Origin of the sequence: uncultured Polaribacter sp., assembly GCF_947497125.1 — a bacterium.
GTDB lineage: Bacteria > Bacteroidota > Bacteroidia > Flavobacteriales > Flavobacteriaceae > Polaribacter.
In genome coordinates this window covers 150,166-176,086 of sequence record NZ_CANMFI010000001.1, presented here as the reverse complement: position 1 = coordinate 176,086, position 25,921 = coordinate 150,166, and the positions used below count along the sequence as shown (strand labels likewise).

Below are 25,921 nucleotides of genomic sequence, written 5' to 3'. Positions count from 1 at the left end.
TGATTAGAAATTATCTTCAAGATCTTTAAATTTAGACAACTTACTAAAAGGATTAGAATCATTTTCATCTCCGTTTTCATACGTATCATCTTTATCTAAAAACTTATAGCTTAACATCTTATAAAATAACTTTGCCGCTAAAAAATCTGATGACTTTTCATTTTCATTAGGTCGTAATTCTACCATATCAAAACCAACTACATTCTTTTGATCAAAAACTTGTTTTAAGAAATCTAGTGTTTCATAATAGAACAATCCGCCAGGTTCTGGTGTTCCGGTAGATGGCATGATAGAAGGATCTAAGGCATCTAAATCGAAGGTAATAAATACATTGTCTGTTAATTGATCGATAACATCTACCATCCAATCTTCATTAACAGCCATATCATGTGCAAAGAAAACTTTATCTAAGTTCATATTTCTTTTCTCAGAAATATCCATACTTCTAATACCAACTTGTACTAAATTAGTAGTAGAATTAGCCTCATAAACGGCACAAGCATGATTGCAAGAAGAACCTTCGTATTCTTTTCTTAAATCGGCATGAGCATCAATATGTAAAACTGTTAAATTATTAAAGCATTCATTAAAAGCCCTAATAGTACCAATAGAAATTGAATGTTCGCCACCAAAAATAGTTACAAATTTATTTCTATTGATGTACTTTTTTGTTTCTTGATGTACGGCTTCTACAACAGCCTCTGGAGAAGAGTTTTCTGTAATTGCATCTGCTAAAAAAACACCTTCTTTGTATACTTCAGAATCGGTTTCTATGTCATACAACTCCATATTTTCTGAAGCATCTAAAAAAGCTTGTGGCCCTTTATCTGCACCTTTTTGCCAAGTACTTGTTCCATCATAAGGAACCGGTATTACTACTATTTTTGATGTTGACAGGTTGCCAAACTCTTCTGGTATGCCTGCGTATGTTTTGTTTGTTTTCATTTTGATTTTTTTAATATCCTAAAATTGATAATAGTTCGCTACTTTTTTGTTGTTCTTTAAATACCTTAATGGTTAATTTTCCGTCTACATCTCTGTCTAATATTAAATGCTTTGGATGCGGAATTAAACAGTGCTGTAAACCACCAAAGCCACCGATAGATTCTTGATATGCACCAGTGTTAAAAAAACCGATATACAAAGGACTATCTTTCTCATAAACAGGTAAATAAATACCATTTATATGTTGTTCAGAGTTATAATAATCGTCGCTATCGCAGGTTAAACCACCTAATAAAACACGCTCATATTGTCTGTTCCATTTATTAATTGGCAACATAATAAAACGCTTATTAATAGCCCAAGCATCTGGTAGTGTGGTTATAAACGAAGAGTTTATCATGTTCCATCGCTCTCTATCATTTTGCTTTTTCTGATATAAAATTTCATAAATTGTAGCACCAGACTCGCCAACAGTAAAACTTCCAAACTCTGTAAAAATATTAGGTACATCTACATCTGCCTCTTTACAAGCCTCGTTAATTTGATTGATAATTTCATCAATCATGTATTGATAATCATACTCAAAACCTAAAGAATTTTTTATAGGAAAACCACCACCAATATTTAAACTATCTAGTGTAGGGCAAACCTTTTTTAGATTTATATAGACATTTAAACACTTCATTAATTCGTTCCAATAATAGGCATTGTCTTTAATACCTGTATTGATGAAAAAATGCAACATTTTTAAATCTACTTGTTTATTATTCGAAATTTCACGTTCGTAAAACGAAACAATATTTTTATAACCAATTCCTAATCGAGAGGTATAAAATTCAAATTTAGGCTCTTCTTCAGAGGCTATTCTAATACCTACATTTAACTTTTTATCTGTTTCATCTAACAATAGATTAATTTCTTCATAATTATCTATTATTGGAATTACATTCTTATGTCCCGAGTTAATTAAAGCACCTATATTTTTAATGTATTGGTCTCTTTTAAAGCCATTGCAAATAACAAAAGTGTTATCCTTTATTTTACCTTCTTTCTTTAGGTTGTTTACTATATCAATGTCAAAAGCAGAAGATGTTTCTATATGAATTTCATTTTTTAAAGCCTCATGTAACACGTGTTTAAAATGAGAACTTTTAGTGCAATAACTATAAAAATACTTGCCTTTGTATTGATGTTTATCAATACTATTTTGAAACCAACCTTTGGCTCTATTTATATTTTCTGATATTTTTGGCAAATAGGTAAATTTAAGCGGAGCGCCATATTCTTCTATTAATTGCATTAAATTGATGCCATGCCAAAACAATTTATTATTTTCTGTTTTAAACTCTTCTTGAGGAAAGTCGAATGTTTGATCGACTAAATCTATATATTTTGTGTTCACTTTATTTTTTATATTAATTATATGATAAATCTGTCTAAGCTAAAATATTATCAACATTTTAGAATAGAAATAGTAACCCTATAAAAAGATTGTTATCACTGTAATATTTGTAAGTAAACGACGTGCAACTTTGAGAAAAGCTGCAAATTTTGAAGTGTAGAAAATGGAGATACCTTAATTTTTTCGTTGCATTTCCAAAATGCGATATAACAATCATTCTCCGACTGAGTGTTATTCCCGAAATAAGAAAAACTAAACATTTTACTTAAATAAGTTAAGCAAATGTATCTTTTTTTTAAATACAAAAAACAAAAATGAAAAAAAAATGAAAATATTTTAAAAAATTTCAAACTCCTTTAAAACAAAGGGTTACAAACTACAAAAAGAGTTTAAAATAAACTATAGGTTCTAAAATTGATGAAAAAAGTGTTTTTAAAAATCAAAAAAACACATTATAAAGTTAAATAATACATGCTAATTTAATAAAACTTATTTTACTCTTCAATAGGTGGATGACCATGAATTTCTTCAAAATCTTCATCAAAGTTTGCACGTAAATAGGCGTTTAATTTTTTTCTATAATCGTCTTTAAGCCAAGTAACAAAATTATGTGTGCTTTTAGAAATACATTTTGCATACCTGTTAATTCTGTCATCTATTTCTTCGCCTAATAATTTAGCTAAAATTAAAGCATCAAAAACATCTTCGCTATTTTCGATACACATTTTAGCATGATGTACAATCGATTTTTCTAAAACTCTTTTAGAAGATTCTCCTTGTCTTACAGTATCTATATATACTTTTTTCATATCGAAATAAGTATCGGTAGATTTAGCAAACTCTTTTTTAACATCCGCAGTTAATTCATACCTAAATGTACTTTCTATATCTTCATCAGATAAAATAGCATTTAAATAATAGTCTGGCGCTCTAAACATTTTTTGCCAGTCTAAATCTGCACCCCAAGGACCAAATCTGTGAAAATTATTTCCTAAGTCAATTACATCAAAAGTACTCTTATTGTTTAATACCCTAGAACCACGACCAATCATTTGGTAATAAAGTGTTAAAGATTTTGTAGCTCTGTTTAAAATAATTGCTTCTATTGTGGGCTCATCAAAACCTGTAGTTAAAATACTTACAGAAGTAATAATTGCATTGGGTGTTTTTTTAAACCACTTTAAAATAAGCTCTCGCTCACTTTTTGTATTGGTATTATCTAAATGTGCAATTGGATAACCTGCTTTCTTAAAAGCATGAAATACTTGAATAGAGGTATTAATACCATTGTTAAAAATCAATGTTTTTTTACCTTTTGCAGTTTCTTCATAAGCAGAAACTAACTTAGAAAGCATGTCTGAATTGGTATATAAGTCTTCTGATGATTTAACGGTATAATCTCCGTTGGCACCAACTTCTAAAGAGGTTAACCCTACGTTGTAAGAATATAAATTAGCACTTGCTAAGTATTCATTATCAATTAAATGCTGTATAGATTCACCAACAAATAACTCTTGATAATTTTCATACATTGGTAATTTAATGTTCGAGCTTAAAGGTGTTGCAGTAACTCCTAAAACAAATGCTTCATCAAAAAACTTAAAAATCTTGGTAAAAGAATTATAGTGAGCCTCATCTACAATAACCAAACCGATATCAGAAATATCTAATTTATCATCGTTTAACCTATTTTTTAAGGTTTCTACCATGGCAACAAAACAGCTAAAATCTTCCTGATCGTCTAATTTTGCGGTAGAATTAATAATTTTATTGGCAACCCCAAACTCTTTTAACATTTTAGAGGTTTGCTTACTCAATTCAATTCTATGGGTAAGTACTAATACTTTCTTTTTAAAGGTTTCTAAATAACGCCTAACAATTTCAGAAAAAATTACAGTTTTTCCACCACCTGTTGGTAATTGATATAATAAATGATAATCTTTAGGTGCATCTTTAAATCTTCTAAAAATTTCTTGAAGTGCATCTTTTTGATATCCGTATAATTCTTTACCTGATGTGTTTACTGAAGTGTTTATTTCTGCCAAAGGAATATAAATTTAAGCAGCAAAAATAAGACTTAAATAAGGTTTAATGCAACTTTATGCTATATAAATGTTGTTAAATTTACAGAGTTGATGTCTGAATGAGAAGCATTGTAGACAGAAACACCATTTTTTATAACCAATAATTGAGGCGATTGATGCATTACCTGAAACATTTCTGCAATCTCATCTGAAACGTTTCTGTAATTTAATAAATCTAAATAATAGACCTTTAATTGTTTGTGCTCTTCTTTAAAAAGTTTCTCGAACTGCTTAATAACCATATTGCTAATACCACAACGTGTAGAGTGTTTAAAAATTAAAACAGTTGTAGTTGCAGACAATTCTTTAATATTTTGTAACTCTTCTGATGAAGTTAGGGGTATAAAATTTAAAAAAGAGGTCTTCTCTTCTTTTGTTGCATCTGTTTCTTTATTGCCAAAAATATTATTAAGTAAGCCCATTATATGATTTTTATTTGCAAATATAAGAAACTTTACTCAGACAAAAAGTCAGTATTAACAAGGGTTTTTAAGACAATATGTCTTTTAATAATTACTAAATACTGATGGTATTATTATTGATAAATCTTTTAACAAACAGCAAAATTAACAACCTTGCTTAAAATAATAATAGCATGAATTTGAACAACTATACAACAAAATCACAAGAAACGCTTCAGTATGCAAATCAATTAGCACAAGAATTGGGGCATCAACAAATAGAAAACGAACATCTATTTAAAAGTTTATTAGAAATAGATACAAATGTTTTACCTTTTATTTTAAAAAAACTAAACATTAATATAGCGATTATTAAACAAGTTTTAGAAAAAGAACTAGATCGCTTTTCTAAAGTTTCTGGCGCCGAACTAATGTTTTCTAGAGAAACTGGTAAAACCTTAAACGAGGCTAGCATAATTGCTAAAAATATGCAAGATGACTATGTTTCGATCGAACATTTAATTCTAGCCATTTACAAATCTAAAAGTACTGTAGCACAACTTTTAAAAGACCAAGGTGTTACAGAAAAAGATTTAAAAACTACCATTAACGAGCTTAGAAAAGGAGAAAGAGTAACCTCTAAAAGTGCAGAAGAAACGTATAATTCATTAAATAAATTTGCTAAAAACTTAAATAAATTAGCACAAGAAAACAAACTAGACCCTGTAATTGGTAGAGATGAAGAAATTAGAAGACTACTTCAAATTTTATCTCGTAGAACTAAAAACAACCCTATTTTAGTAGGTGAACCAGGAACCGGAAAAACAGCAATAGCAGAAGGTTTAGCACATAGAATTGTGGCTAAAGATGTACCCGAAAACCTAAAAGATAAACTTATTTTTTCTTTAGATATGGGTGCTTTAATTGCCGGAGCAAAGTATAAAGGAGAATTTGAAGAGCGATTAAAAGCAGTGATTAAAGAAGTAACTACATCTAACGGAGATATTGTACTTTTTATTGATGAAATACATACCTTAATTGGCGCTGGTGGTGGCCAAGGTGCAATGGATGCTGCAAATATTTTAAAGCCTGCTTTGGCTAGAGGAGAGTTAAGAGCGATTGGAGCAACTACTTTAGACGAATATCAAAAATATTTTGAAAAAGACAAAGCTCTAGAAAGACGTTTTCAGAAGGTTTTAGTCGATGAACCAGACATAGAAAGCGCCATTTCTATTTTAAGAGGTATTAAAGAAAAATATGAAACACACCATAAAGTACGTATTAAAGACGAAGCTATTATTGGTGCGGTAGAATTATCGCAACGCTATATTACCAATCGTTTTTTACCAGACAAAGCCATCGATTTAATAGACGAGGCTATGGCAAAACTACGAATGGAAATAAACTCTAAACCAGAAGAGTTAGACATTTTAGATAGAAAGGTAATGCAGTTAGAAATTGAAATTGAAGCAATTAAAAGAGAAAAAGATGAAACTAAATTAAAAATTTTAAGAGCAGATTTAGCCAACCTTAAAGAAACACGCACAGATATTAATGCAAAATGGAAATCTGAGAAAAAAATTGTAGACAATATACAGAACGCAAAAGCTGCGATAGAAAATTTTAAAATTGAAGCAGAAAAAGCAGAAAGGGAAGGCAATTACGGTAAAGTAGCAGAAATTCGCTATGGAAAGATAAAAGAAGCTCAAGAAGAATTAGAAAAAAATCAGAAAATATTACAAGAAAATCAATCTGAGAGCTCTTTAATTAAAGAAGAAGTTACCTATGATGATGTTGCGGAAGTTGTTGCAAAATGGACTGGTGTACCAGTATCTAAAATGATTCAATCTGAAAAAGACAAACTATTAAAGCTAGAACTACAATTACACAAAAGTATTGTTGGTCAAGAAGAGGCTATTGTAGCTGTATCTGATGCAGTAAGAAGATCTAAAGCAGGACTTCAAAACCCAGATAAACCCATTGGAAGCTTTCTGTTTTTAGGAACTACTGGTGTTGGTAAAACTGCCTTGGCAAAAGCATTAGCCGCCTATCTTTTTGATGATGAAAATGCCATGACAAGAATTGACATGAGCGAATACCAAGAACGTCATTCGGTTAGTAGATTGGTTGGTGCGCCTCCTGGCTATGTTGGTTATGATGAAGGTGGTCAGTTAACAGAAGCAGTCAGAAGAAGACCTTACTCTGTTATTCTTTTAGATGAGATTGAAAAAGCGCATCCAGATACTTTTAATCTATTGCTACAAGTATTAGACGAAGGAAGGTTGACTGATAATAAAGGGAGAATTGCCGATTTTAAAAACACAATTATTATTATGACTTCTAACATGGGAAGCCATATTATTCAAGAAAAATTTGCAGATAAAAAAGCAGATTTAGAAAGCATTACTACAACAGCTAAAAATGAAGTACTTGCTTTGTTAAAAAACACGGTTAGACCAGAGTTTTTAAACAGAATTGATGATATAATTATGTTTGCTCCTTTAAATGAAAAAGATATTTTTAAAATTGTTAAAATTCAATTAGAGGGTATTAAAAAAATGATTGGCAAACAAGAGATTACTGTTGATGCAACTGACGAAGCAATTAAATACTTGGCTAAAAAAGGATATCAACCAGAGTTTGGCGCAAGACCTGTAAAAAGAGTATTACAAAAAGAAGTTTTAAACGAACTGTCTAAACAGATTTTGGCCGGAAAAATTAGTACAGATAGTATTATTTTAATTGATGCTTTTGATGAACAACTGGTTTTTAGAAACCAATCAGACTTAGTCACTAATTAGAAAGAACAAAATAGTTTTAAAAGCAATCTCACTTAATAAAGAGATTGCTTTTTTTTTATGCTTACACGAATTGTTCTTCTGCCTCATTTTTATCTATATTTGAGTCATAAATTTTTGATATGAAAAAAATATTCTTGCTTTTTATTTTTATGCTTTTTGTTTTTTACAGCTGTAAAAAAACAGAAACGAGTACGTATTACTTAATTCGTCATGCAGAAAAAATAAAAACTGACGCTAATAATAGAAATCCATATTTAAATGAAAAAGGGTTAAAAAGAGCTGACAATTGGGCAAAATATTTTAAAAACATTAAAATAGATGCGGTTTATTCGACAAATTACCACAGAACAACACAAACCGCACAACCAACTGCAGAAAGTAAAAATTTAGAGATTATAAAATATGATCCTAGAAAATTGTATGACGAAACTTTTAGAGCAGAATCCAAAGGTAAAAATGTATTAATTATTGGTCATAGTAATACAACACCTGCTTTTGCTAATAAAATTTTAGGAGAAAAAAAGTTTCAAAATATGACTGAAAACAACAACACAAGTTTGTATGTTGTTACTGTCTCTGGTGATAAAAAAACGAGCAAGGTTATTACTGTGAATTAGTGTTTTTTTAAACACTAAAATAGCCCCGATTGTAGCAATTGCTTAAGCTCTCACGCTTTTTAGCGTGAAGCGAGTGCGAAAAGCGGGAAATAGCTTCAAAAAAAATTATTGTAAAAGTGTTACTTCTATATTTTTTAAAATAATTTCTGACACTTTTTCTAGTTTATCGTTTTCGAAAGCTTTGTCTAAATTAGTCAATAAAATATCTTTTGATGAGGGTTTGTAATTATGATAATCTACAAAACGAATCCCCTCTTTTACACATTGTTCTTTTAAAACTCTAAAGCGTTTACCACCTCCGTTTGTATTATAAGAATAAGCCAAAAAATCTACTAAAAAATCATCTTTGCCAATCCAATAAACAAAAATGTCTTCATGATCTTCTCCGCCACCATCTTCAGAAAAAGAGATTTGAACTTTGTAATATTCTTTTCCGTTAATAAAGCTGTTGGGTAGTTTTAATTTATGAACAGCAGCATCATTTAACCCGAAAGGCAACACCGAAAAATAATGGACAGAATTTACAGCATTAGAATAAGATGAGATTTGCTTGTCTGATAAGATTTGTTCTTTAAAATTTACGAAACGGCTAAATCCAGTATTGGTTAAACCATCAATAATAGAATCGAACTCTCTAATTAACTTAAATTGCCCTTTTTGTCTGTAGGCAAAATAAGCTTTGTCTCTAAAAGTAAAGTTAATCTCTGAGTTTGCTACTTTTTCTGCACCTGAAAAAAGGATTGTTTTATCTATAATTTGCTGTGCTGTTAGCTCTTTTTTAGAATTTGTACAGGCAACTAAAAAGAGTAAAAAAGAGAGCGATAAATATTTCATTAAATTGTTTTTTGATTCTAATAGTTTTCAAAATTACATTTCTTTGACCGAAGATAAAATGTATCTTTGTTAAAATTATATAAAACTTATATCTGTCAATGGCGGTACAGAAAAACATTAACATAAAAAACAAAAAAGCACGTTTCGAGTTCGAAATACTAGACAATTTTGTTGCTGGTATTCAACTTACTGGAACAGAAATAAAATCGATTCGATTAAGTAAAGCTAGAATTACAGAAAGTTTTTGCGAGTTTAATGATCGAGGAGAATTGTTTATAGTAAATATGTACATTGAAGAGTATTTGTTTGGGCATCACTTTAATCACAAACCTAAAAGTGAACGTAGATTGTTAATGAACAAACGTGAATTAAGAAGCCTAAAAAGAGATGTAGAAGCAAAAGGAAACACGATTGTACCACTTCGTTTATTTATAAATGATAGAGGGTTTGCCAAACTAGAAATTGCGCTGGCAAAAGGAAAACAAACCCATGATAAGCGTGAGGTGATAAAAGATAGAGATAATAAGCGAGATTTGGCAAGAATTAAAAAGAGTTTTAATTCTTAATAAATTACTATGATTTCTTTTTTAAAACTAATTCGTTACAAAAACCTATTGATGGTTTTATTAACCATGGTTTTAACTAAATATGCTTTAATAAATTCTTTTATATCTGTAGCACATTTAACACATTTAGAATTCTTTATTTTAACCTTTAGCATCTTACTAATAACAGCATCGGGGTATATTATAAATGATATTTTTGATATTGAAACGGATAAAATAAACAAGCCAGACAAGGTTTTTATTACTGTATCAATTTCAAAAAAAAAGGCCTACTTCTTTTATTATCTTTTTAATTTTATAGGATTATTTTTAGCAATAATTCTCTCTTTTTACAAAGAAATGCCTTTTTATAGCTTCATTTTTATTGGTACTATTGTTGGTTTGTATTACTACTCAAAAATATTAAAAAAAATCCCTTTAGTTGGTAATTTGCTTATTTCTAGCTTTATAAGTCTTGTCATTTTTATAGTGTATTGGTATCATTTTTTATCTGCCCCTATGCTTATAAGTGGTCATTCAATGTTACACACAAATCTTTATAACGTAATATTTTACTATGCTTTGTTTGCATTTATAACAACATTAATTAGAGAAATAATTAAAGATATAGAAGATGTAAATGGCGATTTAAAAATAACCGCCAATACGTTGCCAATTTTTATAGGTAAAAAAAGAGCCGCAAAAGTAGCTTTCTTTTTTTCTTGTTTCCTTTTACTATTTTTGACACTTATTATTAAAGAAGTTAAAAAAAGCACTTTTTTTTTAACCTACAGTAGCATTTTTATAATAGTACCACTAGTCTACTTTATGTATTTGTTATTAATAGCTAAAACTAAAAAAGAGTATGCTACAGTAAGTAAGCTTTTAAAGACGATAATGTTCTTCGGAATTTTATCAATGTTATTGTTTAACATAAATTAAAATTAACTCCTCGAGTGCAGTCGAGAGGGTTTGTATAAATTATTTAATAGGTTAAGACTGCACGCTACCTAACAAAGAAATGTTAAAAGAAAAACTAAAAGACTACAACGTTATTCTAGCATCTAAATCGCCAAGAAGACAGCAATTTTTTAAAGACCTAAACATCGATTTTACAATTGCATTAAAAGAGGTAGAAGAAATTTATCCTACAAATTTAAAAGGTATAGAAATAACAGATTTCTTAGCAGATTTAAAATCGAAGCCGTTTGCCAATTTATCTAAAAATGATATTGTAATTACTTCTGATACTATTGTTTGGTTAGACAACCAAGCATTAGGAAAACCAAAAGACAGTGAAGATGCCTTTAAAATGTTACGTGCATTATCTGGTAAGCGTCATGAAGTTATTACCTCTGTAAGTATAAAAAGCAAAAATTTTCAGAAAATTATTAATGATATTACTGTTGTTTCTTTTAAAGAAATTTCTGATGATGAAATAAACTACTACATTACAAATTACAAACCTTTTGACAAAGCAGGAGCATACGGAATTCAAGAATGGATTGGCCATATTGCCATCGATCATTTAGAAGGTAGTTTTTACAATGTTGTTGGTTTGCCGGTTCATAAATTATACCAAGAATTAATGAATATATAAGTGCTAGAAATAATATTAACCCTATTTCATGTAAATTAAAAAATGTAGGGTTAATATAGTATACACATATTAAACACTTGTTTTTCAACACTTTAAAATGCTCTAAATTTGCAGTATTAAATAAAAATTATGAAAACAAGAAATCAAAAAACAACAAAAGAAAGTAAAGTTACCTTACTAATAAGAAACTTTAGTAATACAAATTCTATCATTTGGAATTTAAAAAGACGTTACAGATAAACAACTATTCTTTTCAATATAAAATAAGCTCTTTGTAAAAAAAGAGCTTATTTTTTTTACCAGATATTTAAAAATCAATAAAAAATATTGATAATATTCATAAAATGAAAAGCATGTTAAAAAGTCTTTTATCTTAAACTTCATTTATTTTCTGTAAAGTAAAATAAAAGTTTATTTTTACGCAAATTATACAACACAACAAACTATAATGAAAAAATACACGTACACAGAAAAAAAAGATACACGTTCTGGCTTTGGAGACGGATTGACAGAATTAGGTAGAACAAACCCTAATGTAGTTGCTTTATGTGCAGATTTAATTGGTTCTCTAAAAATGGATCAATTTATTAAAGAAAATCCAGAAAGATTTTTCCAAATTGGTATAGCCGAAGCAAATATGATTGGTATTGCAGCGGGTTTAACTATTGGTGGAAAAATACCATTTACTGGTACATTTGCTAACTTTTCTACAGGTAGAGTGTATGACCAAATTCGCCAATCTGTGGCTTATTCTGGTAAAAATGTAAAAATATGTGCTTCTCATGCAGGTGTAACTTTAGGAGAAGATGGCGCAACTCATCAAATATTAGAAGACATCGGTTTGATGAAAATGTTACCTGGCATGACAGTTATCAACACTTGTGATTATAACCAAACAAAAGCAGCAACTATTGCTATTGCAGATTTTGATGGGCCAGTATACTTGCGTTTTGGTAGACCAAAAGTACCGGTTTTTATGCCTACTGAAGATGCTTTTGAAATCGGAAAAGGGATTCAATTAACTGAAGGGACAGATGTAACTATTGTAGCTACTGGTCATTTGGTTTGGGAATCTTTACAAGCCGCAGAAAAATTAGAAGCAGAAGGTATTTCTGTTGAAGTAATTAACATTCATACCATTAAGCCTTTAGATGAAGATATTATCTTAAAATCTGTAGCAAAAACAGGATGTATTGTTACTGCAGAAGAGCATAATAAACTTGGTGGTTTAGGAGAAAGTGTTGCAAGAGCGTTGGCTTTAAATAATCCAACACCTCAAGAATTTGTGGCAACAGACGATACTTTTGGAGAATCTGGTACACCAGAACAATTAATGGAAAAATATGGTTTAGATGCAAATGCAGTAGTAAAAGCTGTTAAAAAAGTACTAACTAGAAAATAAAAACGTTTTTATTAAAAGAACTTAAAAAAGAAAAATGATGAAAAAAATAATTTTAGTATTGTGTTTAACATTCGGATTTAGTCAACTATCAAATGCCCAATTAGATTTTGGTGTAAAAGGTGGTATCAACTACAACTCTAACTCTATCAAAGAAACAGGAGAAAAAGTATTTGAGGGTGAAAAAAGTAAAACTGGATATCATGCTGGTATTTGGTTACGTCTTAAAATACCTGTTGTTGGTTTATATGTTAGACCAGAATTGGTTTATACAAATCTAGAAAACGAAGTTTTATATAAAAAAACGGGAAGTACTACTTCTACTTCTTACAACTTTCAAAAAATAGACATTCCGGTTTTATTAGGTAAAAAGGTTTTTGGAATTGGTAACGTATTTGTAGGGCCTTCTTTTCAGTACCTATTAAGCTCAGATTTTAGCTTAAATGATATTGGAGATGTTAAAGGTGATGGATTTACCGTTGGACTTCAGTTTGGTGGTGGTATAGAAATAGGAAACCTTGGTTTAGACATTAGAGTAGAAAGAGGCTTTAACGGGATAGAATCTACCTTTTTAGACGATACAACTAATGTAAAATTTGATACGAGAGTAAATCAAGTTATAATTGGTTTATCTTATAAGCTATAAGTTTTAAAAATTTTACGTACAAAAAAAAGCTCTTGAAAAATTCAAGAGTTTTTTTTTATGTTTTAAAATGTGGCTAATTTACATTCGGATTCAAGTAATCTGCAAATGTAGGATTATCAGCATCACTAAAATCGTTTGTTAAATCTCCGTCATTATTAGCATCTTCTTCATCTGAAGGTGTTCCATCGTTATCATGGTCAGTATCTTTTACAAAATCTAGTAATTCTACATAAAAAAGTAAATTTTGATTTACTAAACTACTCGTATAGTTTCTTGTATCTATAGAAGTATAAGACAATCCAGACGGAATAAATAGTATTCCTTTAGCACCATCTAAATAAGTAATAGGCCCATTAAAAACACTACCATCTGCTTCTTTCTTTAAATATCCCCCTTTAAAATTAGTAAATCCAAAAGACCAACCTCTAACCGCTAAACTAGTATAGCTAAACCACGATCCTGTTGTATTACGATCAAAATTTACACCTAATTCGTTTGTAGAAAGTATTGCTTGGCCAGAATAATTTGCATAAATAGAATCTGAAACTGATGGATATCCTTTATCATCTGAAGGAGAACCGTAAACAGGATCTATCGGATTTCCATCTTTAATTTTATATACATACAATTTATAGTCAATATCGTTTCTTTTTACATTCATTGTAATAATATTATCAAACAATGGTGTTTTACCAGCAACTAATGTTTTAACAGAATCTACCCCAACAGTATCATCGTAATAATGATTCTTTAAAAAATTAACTAATGTGTCATTATCAGACAAAGCAAGTGCCTCGTGGTCGATGTCTAAAAATGGGTTGTTTATACCTCTAAAATTATCGTCTCCACAAGAGTAAATAACAATTGACAATACGAAAAGTACAATACTATATTTTATTTTATTCATTTAACAATAATTTTTAAGCGCGCAATTTACCAATTTTATACCTTTGTAAAAAGACAAACGTTACATTTTAACTATTTTTATGAGAATTGATAAATATTTGTGGTGCATTCGTATTTTTAAAACAAGAAGTATTGCAACAACAGCTTGTAAAAAAGGACAAGTAAAACTAGAAAATAAAAGCGTAAAACCTTCTAAAGAAATATTTGGTGATGAATTGATTATAGTAAGAAAAAATCAAATAAATTATCAAATAAAAGTTTTAGATTTACCAGAAAGTAGAGTTGGTGCCAAAATTGTAGATCTTTACAGAAAAGATGTTACACCCAAAGAAGCTTTTGAAAAAACTGAGCTTTTAAAATATGCAAAAGATTATTACAGAAAAAAAGGTACAGGCAGACCAACAAAAAAAGATAGACGTGATATTGATGACTATCAAGAAGATACAACACTAGATATATGAAAACAACTAAAAACGTTATATTAAACGAATTGCAAATCTCACAAAAAATTAGAAGAATTGCATATCAAATCTACGAAACAAATAATACTGAAAAAGAAGTTGTACTTGCAGGAATTGTTGGTAATGGTTTTATTTTTGCTGAAAAAATTGTAGATGTATTACAAGAAATATCTACTTTAAAAGTAACCCTTTGTAAGGTTGATATAGACAAAAAAAAGCCTTTAAAACCTATTAAAACCTCTCTAGAAGTTGAAGATTATAAGAATAAATCGTTGGTTTTAGTAGATGATGTTTTAAATTCTGGTACAACTTTAATATACGGAATTAAACATTTTTTAGAAGTTCCGTTAAAGAAATTTAAAACAGCTGTTTTAGTAAATAGAAATCATAAAAAATATCCGGTAAAAGCAGATTTTAAAGGCATTTCTTTATCAACCTCTATCAAAGAACACATTCAGGTAGAGTTTCATAAAAACAAGGCTGTTGCTTATTTAATATAATAACATTTCTATTTCTTCGGAAACCTTTTTGATTGTTTTATCATCAACATTTAAAGTATACTTTGCTTGTTCATAATAAAAGCGTCTTTCAAAAAGATGTTTTGCCACAAATTCTGGAATTTGATCATCACTTAAATTCGCTATTATTGGGCGAGTGCTTTTTTTAAGAATTAATCGATCTATTAAGGTTTGATTGGTGGCCTTTAAGTAAACAGATTTGGTTTTCCCTTTATTTATTGCCTCCATGTTATTGGCATAACAAGGAGTACCACCGCCAAGAGAAAGTATAAAATCTTCTTCTTTTGCCAATACTTCTTTTAAATAGGTGTTTTCAATTAATCGAAAATATATTTCTCCCTTTGAAGAAAAAATTTCTGTAATTGGCATTTTTTCTTTTTCAACAATATAATCATCTAGGTCTAAAAACTTCATAGACAAATTTTTAGAGAGTTGTTTACCAATACTCGATTTTCCAGAAGTCATGTAACCTAATAATACTATTTTCATCAATCTATGTTTTATGCAAATATCTATAAAATTTTTTCAAATTAATGCCAATAATTCCAATCATTGATAGTATATTTGCACTCAATTAAAAAAGACCTGGTAGCTCAGTTGGTAGAGCATCTCCCTTTTAAGGAGAGGGTCCTGGGTTCGAGCCCCAGCCCGGTCACAAAAAAACCTTACTAATTTTAGTAAGGTTTTTTTATGCAATACAATATCGCATTCTAAAAATAATGTTACATTAATTTATTGCTTGATAAATTTAGAAGTACCAATTGTGTTACCAACATTGTATTTAATTAAATAAACACCAGAAGTTAAACTAGAAATATTTATTGAAGCTCTTGTGTCATTTACATTTACACTCATTACTTTTTTACCTAAAATATTAAATATCTCTAGGTTGCTAATAGCTTCTTTAACAGAAATATTTAATTTATCAGATGCTGGGTTTGGAAACATAGACAAACCTAATAATTTATTGTTTTCTAGGCTTGCAGTTCCTGCAACATATAAATATACATTATCTAAATAATACAATCCTGTTTTACCTGCTTGCGTAATTAAAAATTCTTTAACTGAATTTCTATCACCGTTTAAAGCAAATTCTTTAGATTGCCATTTTTTAACCTCATTTTGACTGTTAATAGTGTTTGTAATATCAATTGCACTAGTTTCACCAGATTGTGCAGCATGGTTAGATAATTTAGGATTAAGAACCTGACCTTGAGTATGATCTACAGCTAACCAATAATCCATATGTAAATGAGTCATAGTTGTCGCATCTAAATAATCACCTAAAATTATTCCTAAAAAATTATTTCCAGAAACCTTTAAAACTTTATTACCTGCAATGGTAACTTCTTCCATAGAAGAATCATCCCAATCTGAATTTAGTATTGATGTTGAAGCTGTATACGCCTCGCTATATAAAGACATTACATTTTGTGCGTCAAAACTTGGTGGTGTTGGTGGTGTATTCGTTGGAGCTATTTCTACAGTTGAAGCAGAGAGCAAACCTTTAAGATTCCTTATATAAAAAACCCTACCATCTGAAGCTCCAAAATTATTGTTCGCAGTATCCCAATTTATGTGTAACGCAAAATCAGCATAAATTCCATTTGCAGGCACTTTACCATCTAAACTTTTATCGAAAGTTAATGTTAAATTTTCCCATCCCGATCCAGTATGATCAACAGAAGTAACTGAATCTGGTGCTCCTGATTCACCACCTTGTGCTTTTGGTGCAATTGTTATTGCTGTGGTTGAATATACATCTAACTGCATTGTAAGCTGTGTATCGGATGTCAATTTATAGTTACTAGCAAAATCGAAATTTACACCTTGCCAAATTGCACCATTAGAATTACTGGTTATTTGAAGTACTTGATCAGTACCAACAGGATCGGTTGCATATTGGGCAGCTGTATCACCAAAGGTGCCTTCTAATCCAGAGCCATTAAACGATTCTAATAAATCATACGTTTGCGAATTTACAACCGGTGCAGAGAGCAAACCTTTAAGATTCTTTATATAAAAAACCCTACCATCTGAAGCTCCAAAATTGTTGTTCGTTGTATCCCAATTTATGTGTAAAGCAAAATCAGCATAAATTCCATTTGCAGGCACTTTACCATCTAAACTTTTATCGAAAGTTAATGTTAAATTTTCCCATCCCGATCCAGTATGATCAACAGAGGTAACTGAATCTGGTGCTCCTGATACACCTCCTTGTGCTTTTGGTGCAATTGTTATTGCTGTGGTTGAGTATACATCTAACTGCATTGTAAGCTGAGTATCAGAAGTCAATTTATAGTTGCTCGCTAAATCAACGTCTACTCCTTGCCAAACATCACCATTAGTATTACTGGTTATTTGAACTACTTGATCAGTACCAACAGGATCGGTTGCATATTGGGCAGTGGTACTACCAAAGGTGCCTTCTAATCCAGAGCCATTAAACGATTCTAATAGATCGTAAGTTTGAGAATACCCAATTGAAAAAGTCAATAAGGTTAATAATAAAGTAATTTTTTTCATACCTATTTAATTTATAAATTAATAATATCGTAAATTTAAATAGTATTTTATGTGTTTTTAATAATAAACACCCATATAAAAAACATACATCGTAAAATAAAAAACTCTATTTTGAGTGAGAGTAACCGTTGTAGCAGTTTTAATTTACTCTTTTTCAATCATCAAAATCATAAAAAAACATAAATGTATGGGTAATGTTGTAGTTGCTGTGATGATTGTGAAGAGCTACAATACAGAATTGTATCTTTTTTATCAAAGATATATCTTGTATCTTTTTAAAAATCAGTAAAATACCATTTACCTTCTTTTTCTAGAAGTAATAAAATAAACCCCTGTTAAAAGAACAGCAGAGGCAATCATAGATTGATTGGATATTTTTTCATCTAAAAAATACCAACCCATAAAAAGTGCAATTACAGGATTTACATAAGCAGACGTAGCTACTTTTTCTGTAGAAACAACTTTTAACAAGTAATTAAAAGCTGTAAAAGCTACTACTCCACCTAAAATAATTAGCAAAAGCATCGATAACTGAACATTAGAAGACCAACTCAGTGGCGAAGTCCAACTTTCATTTGCTATCAAGCTGATAAAAGCAAGTACAACACCCGCAAATACCATTTGAATACCCGTACTTACAAAAAAGTTTTTAGGTAAATCTGCTTTTGATACAAAAACACCGCCATAACTCCACCCCATAACGCAGCCTAACATGACTAAAATGCCTAATAAGGTTTCTTTAGAGGTTACTAATTCTTGCTGGCTGATTAACAAATACATGCCAAAAATACCTAAGCAAACACCTATAATTGATTTTTTTTGAAATGGTTTTTTATCAAGGAATCGTAAAATTAATAAAACAAATAAAGGTTGAGTGGCTGCTATTAATGCGGCAAAACCACTGTCTACATATTGCAATGCCCAGACAAACACGCTGTTTCCTAATAGTAAAAAGAAAAAAGAAGCTATTGTAGTATTTTTAAACTGCTTTTTGGTGATGCTAAAATTGAATTTAAGAATTTTGGCTATTACTAACATTAAAATACCCGCTGTAGAAAAACGAATGGAAGCCAAAAAAAACGGAGGCAACTCTGTTACCGCAACTTTATTGAATAAGTAGGTAGAACCCCAAATAATGTATATTGATAAAAATGCAATAACTACTAATACTTGAGACCTATTACCTTTCATTTTTTAAAAATTAAGCTGCAATATTACCACTAATATTTTGCAAACTTTTACTTAAATTGATTTTAAAAATACTTATTTCTGCCTTTTTTTCAATTCTAATTCAATGTCTTTTAAGGTAAATCCTTTTGCTTGCAACAACATTAAATAGTGAAACAACAAATCTGCAGATTCGTATAAAAATAATTCGTCATTGGTATCCATGGCTTCGATTACAACTTCTACAGCTTCCTCTCCTACTTTTTGCGCTACTTTATTAATGCCTTTATCAAACAAACTTGCCACATAAGATTTTTGAGTGTCTTTGTTTGAAACACGTTCAGAAATCACATTTTCTAAAGTAGAAAAGAATCCATAATTCTGATTGTTTTCTTCATTCCAACAGGTATCAGAACCTTTGTGACAGGTTGGCCCATTCGGATTTACAAAAATCAACAACGTATCATTATCACAATCTAATTTAAGATCAACCAACTGTAATGTATTGCCACTTTCTTCGCCTTTGGTCCATAAACGATTTTTAGTTCTGCTAAAAAAAGTAACCAATTTCGTTTCGTTGGTTTTATTAAACGCTTCCTCATTCATATATCCCAACATCAATACATTTTTTGTAGTTGCATCTTGAATGATTGCTGGCACTAATCCGTCGTTATTTTTATTGAAATCTATATTCATAATTGTTGTTTGTTGATGGTTGGTTTATTGTTGTTAGTTCTAATAACCAGCAACTATAAACCAACAACTATTTTTAAAGTCTTACTGGAATTTTTTGTTCTTTTAACTCTTTTTTTAATGCTGAAATGGCTATTTCCCCGAAATGAAAAACACTTGCTGCCAAAGCTGCATCTGCTTTTCCGATGGTAAAAGTATCTGTAAAATGTTGTACGGTTCCTGCGCCACCAGAAGCAATAATTGGTATATTTAATTCTGTTGATAGTTTTGCCAAGGCTTCATTTGCAAAACCAGCTTTTGTGCCATCATTATTCATAGAAGTAAATAAAATTTCTCCTGCTCCTCTACTCTCTACTTCTTTTGCCCAGTCAAATAAATTAAGTGCTGTAGGTATTGTACCACCTGCCAAATGCACCATCCATTCGCCATTTATCTGTTTGGCATCAATAGCAACCACTACACACTGACTTCCGAATTTATTAGACAATTCATTTACCAAATCGGGTCTTTTTACTGCAGATGAATTGATCGAAATCTTATCTGCACCACACTTTAACAATGCATCAACATCTTCAACAGAAGAAATTCCGCCACCAACTGTAAACGGTATGTTTACTTGTTCTGCAACTTTTAATACCATTTCTAACATGGTTTTTCTTCCTTCTAATGTTGCAGAAATATCTAAAAACACCAATTCGTCTGCACCCAATTCAGCATACTGTTTTGCCAATATCACAGGATCTCCAGCATCAATTAAATTCACAAAATTCACCCCTTTTACGGTGCGTCCGTTTTTAATATCTAAACAAGGTATAATTCTTTTTGTTAACATTTTTTCTTTTTTAATGTGTCTCCTCGAGCGCAGTCGAGAGGTTAATGAGTTCTCGACTGCGCTCGAACGGACATTTAATTATTTAAAATGAAATTTGTCAATTGTTTTAAGCTAATTTTATTCTCATAAATTGCTTTACCAATAATAACGCCTTCACAGCCATTCTCGGCAAGTCTTGGCAGTTCTTCAAAAGAAGAAATTCCTCCTGAAGCTATTAATTTTAAAGCGTTCTCTACTCCGCTCGAAATGGCAGACTCTTTTAAAATTTGTTTATAAACCTCAAAACTTGGTCCTTGTAACATGCCGTCTTTAGAGATATCTGTACAAATTACATACTGAATTCCTTTTTGCTGATAATCTTTAATAAACGGAATCAATTCTAAACTACTTTCTTCTTGCCAACCATTGGTTGCAATTTTTCCTCCAGAAGTGTCAGGATAAAAATCGGCACCTAAAATAATTTTCTGTGCACCATAAGTTGATATCCAACCTTCAAAAACAGCACGATTCTTTACCGCAATACTTCCGCCTGTAATCTGGTTTGCACCCGAGTTAAAAGCGATTTCTAAATCTTTATCAGACTTTAAACCACCTCCAAAATCAATCTTTAAATTGGTTTTAGAAGCAATTTGCTCTAACACTTTGTAATTGATTATTTCACTTGCTTTTGCGCCATCTAAATCAACAACATGCAAATATTCAATGCCGGCAGCTTCAAATTCTTTGGCTACTTCTAACGGATTTTCATTGTATATTTTTTTAGTATTGTAATCGCCTTTTGTCAAACGAACACATTTGCCGTCTATGATGTCTATTGCTGGTATTATTCTCAAAATAGTTGTTGGTTTTTAGTTATTGGTTTTTAGTTCCAAAAAATTCTTTAAAATTTGTTCTCCTGCTTTTGATGATTTCTCTGGATGAAATTGCACGCCATAAAAATTATCTTTTTGCAATGCAGAAGCGTACTCAATTTCATAAGAAGTTGTTGCAATGGCCTCTTTGCAATTTTCTGCATAAAAACTATGCACCAAATACATGAATTCTTCCTCTTTTACTCCAGTAAATAAATCCGATTTTAAATCAGTAATTACATTCCAACCCATTTGTGGAACTTTTACAGCACTCGAAAACTTTTTTATGGCTACGTTAAAAATACCCAATCCTTTGGTGTTACCTTCTTCGGATGAATTACACATTAACTGCATGCCCAAACAAATACCTAACACCGGTTGTTTTAACTCAGGAATAACTGAATCTAAACCACTTTCTCGCAACATTTTCATAGCAGAACTTGCTTCTCCAACGCCAGGAAAAATTACTTTATCGGCAGCTTTTATTTCTTCAATATTATTTGATAAAACAGCATCTACACCTAGTCTTTTAAAGGCAAACTGAATGCTTTTTATGTTTCCTGCTCCGTAATCTATAATTATGAGTTTCATTTTTTTGGTTGTTGGTTATTGGTTTTTAGTTAATGGTTAATATTAGCAACCATCAACAGAAATCAAAAACGATTTACAATACTCCTTTTGTTGATGGCAAAAACATCTTATTTGGGTCTCTTTTTACCGCCATTTTCATTGCTTTTGCAAAAGCTTTAAAAATACCTTCAATTTTATGATGTTCGTTTACCCCTTCAGCTTTAATGTTTAAATTACACTTTGCACCGTCTGTAAACGATTTAAACAAGTGAAAAAACATTTCTGTAGGCAAATCTCCAATTTTTTCTCTTTTAAATTCGGCATCCCATTCCAGCCAATTTCTACCACCAAAATCTACCGCTACTTGTGCCAAACAATCGTCCATTGGCAAACAGAAACCGTATCTTTCAATGCCTAATTTATTGCCCAATGCTTTGTTAAATAACTCGCCCAAAGCAATCATGGTATCTTCTATTGTATGATGCTCATCAACCTCTAAATCGCCATTAACTTGCACTGTTAAATCCATATTACCATGTCTACCAATCTGATCTAACATGTGATCAAAAAACTTTAACCCAGTATTAATTTCATTTTTACCAGAACCGTCTAAATTTAATTTGATATAAATTTGAGTTTCATTGGTGTTTCTTGTTATTTCTGATACACGATCTTCTAACTTTAAAAACTCGTAAATGGTTTTCCAATCGGTAGAAGTTAATACAATACAGTCTAAAATCTCTTGTTTTGATGCGGCTATCTCATCAACACCTAACTCAGAATTTTCAGCTACAAAGATTCCTTTTGCACCTAAATTCTTTGCCAATTCCATGTCTGTAATTCGATCACCCAACACAAAAGAATTTTCTAAATCATAAGACTCAGATAAATACTTGGTTAACAAGCCTGTTCTAGGTTTGCGTGTTTCGGCATTTTCATGCGGAAACGTTTTATCGATTAAAATTTCAGAAAACACAACGCCTTCTTTTTCAAAAGCAGTAATAATTTTGTTTTGTGCAGGCCAAAAAGTTTCCTCCGGAAAAGAGTCTGTTCCCAATCCGTCTTGGTTGGTTACCATTACCAATTCGTAGTCCAATTCTGAGGCAATTTTTGCCATGTATTGAAACACTTTTGGATAAAATTCTAACTTCTCTAAACTATCCAATTGGTAATCTACTGGTGGTTCTAAAACCAACGTACCGTCTCTATCTATAAATAATACTTTTTTCATGATTAACTTGTTAATCACCCTAAACTTTTATGCTGAACTTCTTTCAGTATGTTTTAGGGTCTCTCTAATTAATTTCTACTGTATTTAAATTTGGATTTTTAGTTTTCACTAAATCCCATTTCCCCTTTTTATGCCAATTTTTAAGCTGTTTTTCTCTATTCTTTGCTTCTTTTTTACTTCCAAATATTTCAAAATAAATTAATTCGTTAGCGTTATACTTTTTTGTAAATAAAGCGCCAGTTCCTTTTCTATGTTAAGTTATTCTTCTTTTTAAATTATCTGTGTAACCAATATATAAAACCATTCTATTTTTATTTGTTAGTGTATAACAATAATATTGATCCATTATTTTTTACCTTTTAAATGTTCCTGAATCAAGTTCAGGATTTCGAAATTATTGAAAGTGCTTTCAATAATTTCTCATTCTCCTTTTCAGTTCCGATTGTAAAACGCAAACAGTTTTCGCACAATGGTTGCGTGGTTCTATTTCTAATAACAATTCCATTTTTGATTAATTGTTGGTAACGCATGGTTGCATCATCAACTTTTACCAAAACAAAATTACAATCTGTTGGATATATTTCTGTAATAAAAGAAACTTCTTTTAAAACAGCTATAACTTTTGTTCTTTGCGCTATAATTGCAGCAACTTCTTGCGCAACTTCAGCTCTTTTTAACAAACGTTCTATTGCTTTTTGTTGCGTTAATTCGTTTACATTATAAGGTGGTTTTATACGATTTAAAACCGCTATAATTTCTTCGGATGCATAACAAATACCTAAGCGAATACCTGCCAAACCATAGGCTTTAGACAAGGTTTGTGTAATGATTAAATTCGGATACTCGTTTAACTTTTCTAACCAACTTTTTTGCTCAGAAAAATCGATATACGCTTCATCAATAACCACCAAACCGTTAAATTGTTCTAACAGTTCTTGCACACTTGCTTCAGAAAAACTATTTCCAGAAGGATTGTTGGGCGAACATAAAAACAAAACTTTGGTGTTTTTAGTAACTGCTTCTAAAATATGAGATACTTTTGGTTGAAAGTCTTCAGTTAATAAAACCGCTGTATTGCTAATGGCATTTACATTTGCCAAAACATCGTACATGCCATATGTTGGCGGTAATGTAATAATGTTGTCTTTGTTAGGTTCGCAAAAAGCCCTAAAAATTAAATCCAACACTTCATCGCTTCCGTTGCCTAACAACATATTTTTGGTGGCAACACCTTTTATCGTTGACAACAATTCTTTAACCGAGTGTTGTTGCGGATCTGGATAACGATTCACTCCATTTTCAAACGGATTCTCATTGGCGTCTAAAAACACCATTTCATCTATAGAAACATCTTTATACTCATCTCTTGCAGAAGAATATGGTTTTAAAGATTTTATGTTTTCTCTGATGATATTGTTTATGTTGAAATTTTTCATTTTATATGTTTCTGTTGTCATTTCGAAATGAGCATTTTTAGGCGATTGAGAAATCTTATTACGAGATTCCTACTCATTCTTGGTTCGGAATGACACAATATTTATTCTAAATCTTTCAATCTTAAAGTAACCGCATTTTTATGAGCGTCTAACCCTTCTGCAGCCGCCATAATTTCTATTGCATTGCCAATGTTTTGCAATCCTTTTTTAGAGATTTCTTGAAACGTAATGCTCTTTGTAAATGCATCTAAATTTACACCTGAATACGATTTTGAAAATCCGTTTGTTGGCAATGTATGGTTGGTGCCTGAAGCATAGTCTCCTGCACTTTCTGGTGTATAGTTGCCAATAAAAACAGAACCCGCATTTTCGATATTGTCTATATAGTAATTGTTATCTTTTGTACAAACAATAAAATGTTCTGGACCGTATTCGTTAATTAAATTTAACGCGATAGCATCATTTTCTACATAAATCATTTTAGAATTTTCAATTGCTTTTACAGCAATTTCTTTTCTTGAAAGTGCTAAAACCTGCTTCTGCAACTCAATCAATACGCTATCAATCAATGTTTTAGAAGTAGACACTAAAATTACTTGAGAATCTACACCATGTTCTGCTTGACTTAATAAATCTGAAGCCACATAACTTGCCTTGGCAGCATCGTCTGCAACTACCAACAATTCACTTGGCCCAGCAGGCATATCAATAGCAACTCCAAATTTGGTAGCTATTTGTTTGGCAACGGTTACAAACTGATTTCCTGGTCCGAATATTTTATATACTTGCGGTATGGTTGCTGTACCAAATGTCATTCCGGCAATGGCCTGAATACCACCTACTTTTATAATTTTTGTAACACCACACAAATTTGCAGCATATAAAATTGCTGGGTGAATTTTACCTTCAGAATTTGGTGGAGAACACAATACAATTTCTTTACAACCTGCAATTTGTGCAGGAATTGCCAACATTAACACTGTTGAAAATAAAGGTGCCGTTCCGCCAGGAATGTACAAACCAACTTTAGTAATAGGTCTTTTTTCTTGCCAACAGTTTACACCTACAGCAGTTTCTACAAATACTTTTTCGGTTTTTTGCGCCGCATGAAATTTTGTAATGTTTTCTTTTGCAATTGCAATGGCATTTTTTAAATCACCAGAAACAAATGCAATCGCCTCTTGTATTTCTTGCTCAGAAACTAAGATGTTTTCTACAGCGACACCATCAAATTGTTGAGTGTATTTTTTAATAGCAACATCACCATTTCCTTTGATATCATCAAAAATAGCGTTCACAGTATTTTCTATATCACCAACTGTTTTTGTGGGTCTCTCTAAGATTTTGTTCCAATCTTTTTTTGATGGATTATTTATAATTTTCATGATTAACTTGTTAATCACCCTAAACTTTTATGCTGAACTTGTTTCAGTATGTTTCAGGGTCTTACTATTTA

General features: G+C 30.8%; 25 protein-coding genes, 1 tRNA gene and 1 pseudogene. 10 read left to right on the top strand and 17 right to left on the bottom strand.

The window, feature by feature from the left end:
• Positions 1 to 3 precede the first annotated feature (3 nt).
• The 4 genes from speB to ytxJ form a co-directional block, all read right to left on the bottom strand.
• On the bottom strand, positions 4 to 945 hold the full coding sequence (gene speB, locus Q0678_RS00845; protein WP_299052578.1) for an agmatinase: 942 nt from the start codon (positions 943 to 945) through the stop codon (positions 4 to 6).
• 10 nt (positions 946 to 955) lie between these two features.
• Positions 956 to 2,347 (bottom strand): arginine decarboxylase, encoded by a 1,392-nt coding sequence (locus Q0678_RS00840; protein ID WP_299052575.1) that lies wholly within the window; start codon positions 2,345 to 2,347, stop codon positions 956 to 958.
• A 494-nt stretch (positions 2,348 to 2,841) separates the two neighbouring features.
• A complete protein-coding gene (locus Q0678_RS00835) occupies positions 2,842 to 4,392 on the bottom strand; it encodes a DEAD/DEAH box helicase family protein (RefSeq protein WP_299052572.1) in 1,551 nt (516 codons plus the stop codon).
• A 59-nt stretch (positions 4,393 to 4,451) separates the two neighbouring features.
• Entirely contained in the window at positions 4,452 to 4,853 is a 402-nt protein-coding gene (gene ytxJ, locus Q0678_RS00830; protein ID WP_299052569.1) for a bacillithiol system redox-active protein YtxJ, read from the bottom strand.
• A gap of 173 nt (positions 4,854 to 5,026) precedes the next feature.
• Here ytxJ and clpB point away from each other — a divergent pair, with 173 nt between their 5' ends.
• Both clpB and Q0678_RS00820 read left to right on the top strand, forming a co-directional pair.
• Positions 5,027 to 7,633 (top strand): ATP-dependent chaperone ClpB, encoded by a 2,607-nt coding sequence (clpB, locus tag Q0678_RS00825; protein WP_299052566.1) that lies wholly within the window; start codon positions 5,027 to 5,029, stop codon positions 7,631 to 7,633.
• 119 nt (positions 7,634 to 7,752) lie between these two features.
• Positions 7,753 to 8,250: a phosphoglycerate mutase family protein gene (locus Q0678_RS00820; protein ID WP_299052564.1), complete on the top strand. Its 498-nt coding sequence runs from the start codon at positions 7,753 to 7,755 to the stop codon at positions 8,248 to 8,250.
• A gap of 105 nt (positions 8,251 to 8,355) precedes the next feature.
• Here Q0678_RS00820 and Q0678_RS00815 read toward each other — a convergent pair whose 3' ends face one another.
• On the bottom strand, positions 8,356 to 9,084 hold the full coding sequence (locus tag Q0678_RS00815) for a DUF6503 family protein (protein ID WP_299052561.1): 729 nt from the start codon (positions 9,082 to 9,084) through the stop codon (positions 8,356 to 8,358).
• Between the two features lie 98 nt (positions 9,085 to 9,182).
• On the opposite strand from Q0678_RS00815, the gene smpB reads away from it, so the two are divergent.
• The 5 genes from smpB (at position 9,183) to Q0678_RS00790 (ending at position 13,274) form a co-directional block, all read left to right on the top strand.
• On the top strand, positions 9,183 to 9,650 hold the full coding sequence (gene smpB, locus Q0678_RS00810) for an SsrA-binding protein SmpB (protein WP_299052558.1): 468 nt from the start codon (positions 9,183 to 9,185) through the stop codon (positions 9,648 to 9,650).
• A 9-nt stretch (positions 9,651 to 9,659) separates the two neighbouring features.
• A complete protein-coding gene (locus Q0678_RS00805) occupies positions 9,660 to 10,571 on the top strand; it encodes a geranylgeranylglycerol-phosphate geranylgeranyltransferase (protein ID WP_299052555.1) in 912 nt (303 codons plus the stop codon).
• 79 nt (positions 10,572 to 10,650) lie between these two features.
• On the top strand, positions 10,651 to 11,229 hold the full coding sequence (locus tag Q0678_RS00800) for a Maf family nucleotide pyrophosphatase (protein WP_299052552.1): 579 nt from the start codon (positions 10,651 to 10,653) through the stop codon (positions 11,227 to 11,229).
• A gap of 448 nt (positions 11,230 to 11,677) precedes the next feature.
• A complete protein-coding gene (locus tag Q0678_RS00795) occupies positions 11,678 to 12,631 on the top strand; it encodes a transketolase C-terminal domain-containing protein (RefSeq protein ID WP_299052549.1) in 954 nt (317 codons plus the stop codon).
• 34 nt (positions 12,632 to 12,665) lie between these two features.
• Positions 12,666 to 13,274, top strand: coding sequence for a porin family protein (locus Q0678_RS00790; RefSeq protein ID WP_299052546.1), 609 nt, complete (start codon positions 12,666 to 12,668; stop codon positions 13,272 to 13,274).
• A gap of 73 nt (positions 13,275 to 13,347) precedes the next feature.
• On the opposite strand, the gene Q0678_RS00785 is transcribed toward Q0678_RS00790, so the two are convergent.
• Positions 13,348 to 14,181: a peptidylprolyl isomerase gene (locus Q0678_RS00785; RefSeq protein ID WP_299052543.1), complete on the bottom strand. Its 834-nt coding sequence runs from the start codon at positions 14,179 to 14,181 to the stop codon at positions 13,348 to 13,350.
• A 79-nt stretch (positions 14,182 to 14,260) separates the two neighbouring features.
• On the opposite strand from Q0678_RS00785, the gene Q0678_RS00780 reads away from it, so the two are divergent.
• Both Q0678_RS00780 and Q0678_RS00775 read left to right on the top strand, forming a co-directional pair.
• Positions 14,261 to 14,641: a S4 domain-containing protein gene (locus Q0678_RS00780; RefSeq protein ID WP_299052540.1), complete on the top strand. Its 381-nt coding sequence runs from the start codon at positions 14,261 to 14,263 to the stop codon at positions 14,639 to 14,641.
• A complete protein-coding gene (locus Q0678_RS00775; RefSeq protein ID WP_299052537.1) occupies positions 14,638 to 15,141 on the top strand; it encodes a phosphoribosyltransferase family protein in 504 nt (167 codons plus the stop codon). The genes Q0678_RS00780 and Q0678_RS00775 overlap by 4 nt, the downstream gene beginning before the upstream one ends.
• Here the strand turns inward: Q0678_RS00775 and Q0678_RS00770 are convergent.
• Positions 15,133 to 15,648: a shikimate kinase gene (locus Q0678_RS00770; RefSeq protein ID WP_299052534.1), complete on the bottom strand. Its 516-nt coding sequence runs from the start codon at positions 15,646 to 15,648 to the stop codon at positions 15,133 to 15,135. The two genes, Q0678_RS00775 and Q0678_RS00770, sit on opposite strands and share 9 nt — an antisense overlap.
• A gap of 93 nt (positions 15,649 to 15,741) precedes the next feature.
• Between Q0678_RS00770 and Q0678_RS00765 the strand changes: the two genes are divergently transcribed.
• Positions 15,742 to 15,814: transfer RNA gene (locus Q0678_RS00765), tRNA-Lys, on the top strand.
• Positions 15,815 to 15,891: 77 nt separating this feature from the next.
• Here the strand turns inward: Q0678_RS00765 and Q0678_RS00760 are convergent.
• The 10 genes and pseudogenes from Q0678_RS00760 to hisD form a co-directional block, all read right to left on the bottom strand.
• A complete protein-coding gene (locus tag Q0678_RS00760; protein ID WP_299052531.1) occupies positions 15,892 to 17,685 on the bottom strand; it encodes a T9SS type A sorting domain-containing protein in 1,794 nt (597 codons plus the stop codon).
• A 297-nt stretch (positions 17,686 to 17,982) separates the two neighbouring features.
• On the bottom strand, positions 17,983 to 18,876 hold the full coding sequence (locus Q0678_RS00755; RefSeq protein WP_299052528.1) for an EamA family transporter: 894 nt from the start codon (positions 18,874 to 18,876) through the stop codon (positions 17,983 to 17,985).
• A 72-nt stretch (positions 18,877 to 18,948) separates the two neighbouring features.
• Positions 18,949 to 19,551: a bifunctional phosphoribosyl-AMP cyclohydrolase/phosphoribosyl-ATP diphosphatase HisIE gene (gene hisIE / locus Q0678_RS00750; RefSeq protein ID WP_299053744.1), complete on the bottom strand. Its 603-nt coding sequence runs from the start codon at positions 19,549 to 19,551 to the stop codon at positions 18,949 to 18,951.
• A 70-nt stretch (positions 19,552 to 19,621) separates the two neighbouring features.
• Positions 19,622 to 20,377 (bottom strand): imidazole glycerol phosphate synthase subunit HisF, encoded by a 756-nt coding sequence (hisF, locus tag Q0678_RS00745; RefSeq protein ID WP_299052524.1) that lies wholly within the window; start codon positions 20,375 to 20,377, stop codon positions 19,622 to 19,624.
• Positions 20,378 to 20,451: 74 nt separating this feature from the next.
• A complete protein-coding gene (gene hisA / locus Q0678_RS00740) occupies positions 20,452 to 21,210 on the bottom strand; it encodes a 1-(5-phosphoribosyl)-5-[(5-phosphoribosylamino)methylideneamino]imidazole-4-carboxamide isomerase (RefSeq protein ID WP_299052521.1) in 759 nt (252 codons plus the stop codon).
• Between the two features lie 15 nt (positions 21,211 to 21,225).
• Complete coding sequence (gene hisH / locus Q0678_RS00735; RefSeq protein WP_299052518.1) at positions 21,226 to 21,819, bottom strand: imidazole glycerol phosphate synthase subunit HisH; 594 nt, start codon at positions 21,817 to 21,819, stop codon at positions 21,226 to 21,228.
• A gap of 73 nt (positions 21,820 to 21,892) precedes the next feature.
• Complete coding sequence (hisB, locus tag Q0678_RS00730; protein WP_299052515.1) at positions 21,893 to 23,029, bottom strand: bifunctional histidinol-phosphatase/imidazoleglycerol-phosphate dehydratase HisB; 1,137 nt, start codon at positions 23,027 to 23,029, stop codon at positions 21,893 to 21,895.
• A gap of 64 nt (positions 23,030 to 23,093) precedes the next feature.
• Positions 23,094 to 23,375: pseudogene (locus tag Q0678_RS00725) on the bottom strand (GIY-YIG nuclease family protein).
• A 34-nt stretch (positions 23,376 to 23,409) separates the two neighbouring features.
• Positions 23,410 to 24,465 (bottom strand): histidinol-phosphate transaminase, encoded by a 1,056-nt coding sequence (hisC, locus tag Q0678_RS00720; RefSeq protein WP_299052512.1) that lies wholly within the window; start codon positions 24,463 to 24,465, stop codon positions 23,410 to 23,412.
• A 101-nt stretch (positions 24,466 to 24,566) separates the two neighbouring features.
• Positions 24,567 to 25,850 carry a histidinol dehydrogenase gene (gene hisD, locus Q0678_RS00715; protein ID WP_299052509.1) on the bottom strand — a complete coding sequence of 428 codons (1,284 nt, stop codon included), beginning with the start codon at positions 25,848 to 25,850 and terminating at the stop codon, positions 24,567 to 24,569.
• Positions 25,851 to 25,921 lie beyond the last annotated feature (71 nt).

What these genes read in the sequence shown, in the direction of transcription:
- hisH (WP_299052518.1), bottom strand. Translation starts at nt 21,819, where the DNA reads ATGAAACTCATAATTATAGATTACGGAGCAGGAAACATAAAAAGCATT.
- speB (WP_299052578.1), bottom strand. Translation starts at nt 945, where the DNA reads ATGAAAACAAACAAAACATACGCAGGCATACCAGAAGAGTTTGGCAAC.
- clpB (WP_299052566.1), top strand. Translation starts at nt 5,027, where the DNA reads ATGAATTTGAACAACTATACAACAAAATCACAAGAAACGCTTCAGTAT.
- Q0678_RS00795 (WP_299052549.1), top strand. Translation starts at nt 11,678, where the DNA reads ATGAAAAAATACACGTACACAGAAAAAAAAGATACACGTTCTGGCTTT.
- Q0678_RS00785 (WP_299052543.1), bottom strand. Translation starts at nt 14,181, where the DNA reads ATGAATAAAATAAAATATAGTATTGTACTTTTCGTATTGTCAATTGTT.
- Q0678_RS00805 (WP_299052555.1), top strand. Translation starts at nt 9,660, where the DNA reads ATGATTTCTTTTTTAAAACTAATTCGTTACAAAAACCTATTGATGGTT.
- Q0678_RS00780 (WP_299052540.1), top strand. Translation starts at nt 14,261, where the DNA reads ATGAGAATTGATAAATATTTGTGGTGCATTCGTATTTTTAAAACAAGA.
- Q0678_RS00775 (WP_299052537.1), top strand. Translation starts at nt 14,638, where the DNA reads ATGAAAACAACTAAAAACGTTATATTAAACGAATTGCAAATCTCACAA.
- Q0678_RS00800 (WP_299052552.1), top strand. Translation starts at nt 10,651, where the DNA reads ATGTTAAAAGAAAAACTAAAAGACTACAACGTTATTCTAGCATCTAAA.
- smpB (WP_299052558.1), top strand. Translation starts at nt 9,183, where the DNA reads ATGGCGGTACAGAAAAACATTAACATAAAAAACAAAAAAGCACGTTTC.
- hisF (WP_299052524.1), bottom strand. Translation starts at nt 20,377, where the DNA reads ATGTTAACAAAAAGAATTATACCTTGTTTAGATATTAAAAACGGACGC.
- Q0678_RS00770 (WP_299052534.1), bottom strand. Translation starts at nt 15,648, where the DNA reads ATGAAAATAGTATTATTAGGTTACATGACTTCTGGAAAATCGAGTATT.
- Q0678_RS00760 (WP_299052531.1), bottom strand. Translation starts at nt 17,685, where the DNA reads ATGAAAAAAATTACTTTATTATTAACCTTATTGACTTTTTCAATTGGG.
- Q0678_RS00790 (WP_299052546.1), top strand. Translation starts at nt 12,666, where the DNA reads ATGATGAAAAAAATAATTTTAGTATTGTGTTTAACATTCGGATTTAGT.
- Q0678_RS00815 (WP_299052561.1), bottom strand. Translation starts at nt 9,084, where the DNA reads ATGAAATATTTATCGCTCTCTTTTTTACTCTTTTTAGTTGCCTGTACA.
- Q0678_RS00820 (WP_299052564.1), top strand. Translation starts at nt 7,753, where the DNA reads ATGAAAAAAATATTCTTGCTTTTTATTTTTATGCTTTTTGTTTTTTAC.
- ytxJ (WP_299052569.1), bottom strand. Translation starts at nt 4,853, where the DNA reads ATGGGCTTACTTAATAATATTTTTGGCAATAAAGAAACAGATGCAACA.
- hisC (WP_299052512.1), bottom strand. Translation starts at nt 24,465, where the DNA reads ATGAAAAATTTCAACATAAACAATATCATCAGAGAAAACATAAAATCT.
- Q0678_RS00755 (WP_299052528.1), bottom strand. Translation starts at nt 18,876, where the DNA reads ATGAAAGGTAATAGGTCTCAAGTATTAGTAGTTATTGCATTTTTATCA.
- hisB (WP_299052515.1), bottom strand. Translation starts at nt 23,029, where the DNA reads ATGAAAAAAGTATTATTTATAGATAGAGACGGTACGTTGGTTTTAGAA.
- hisD (WP_299052509.1), bottom strand. Translation starts at nt 25,850, where the DNA reads ATGAAAATTATAAATAATCCATCAAAAAAAGATTGGAACAAAATCTTA.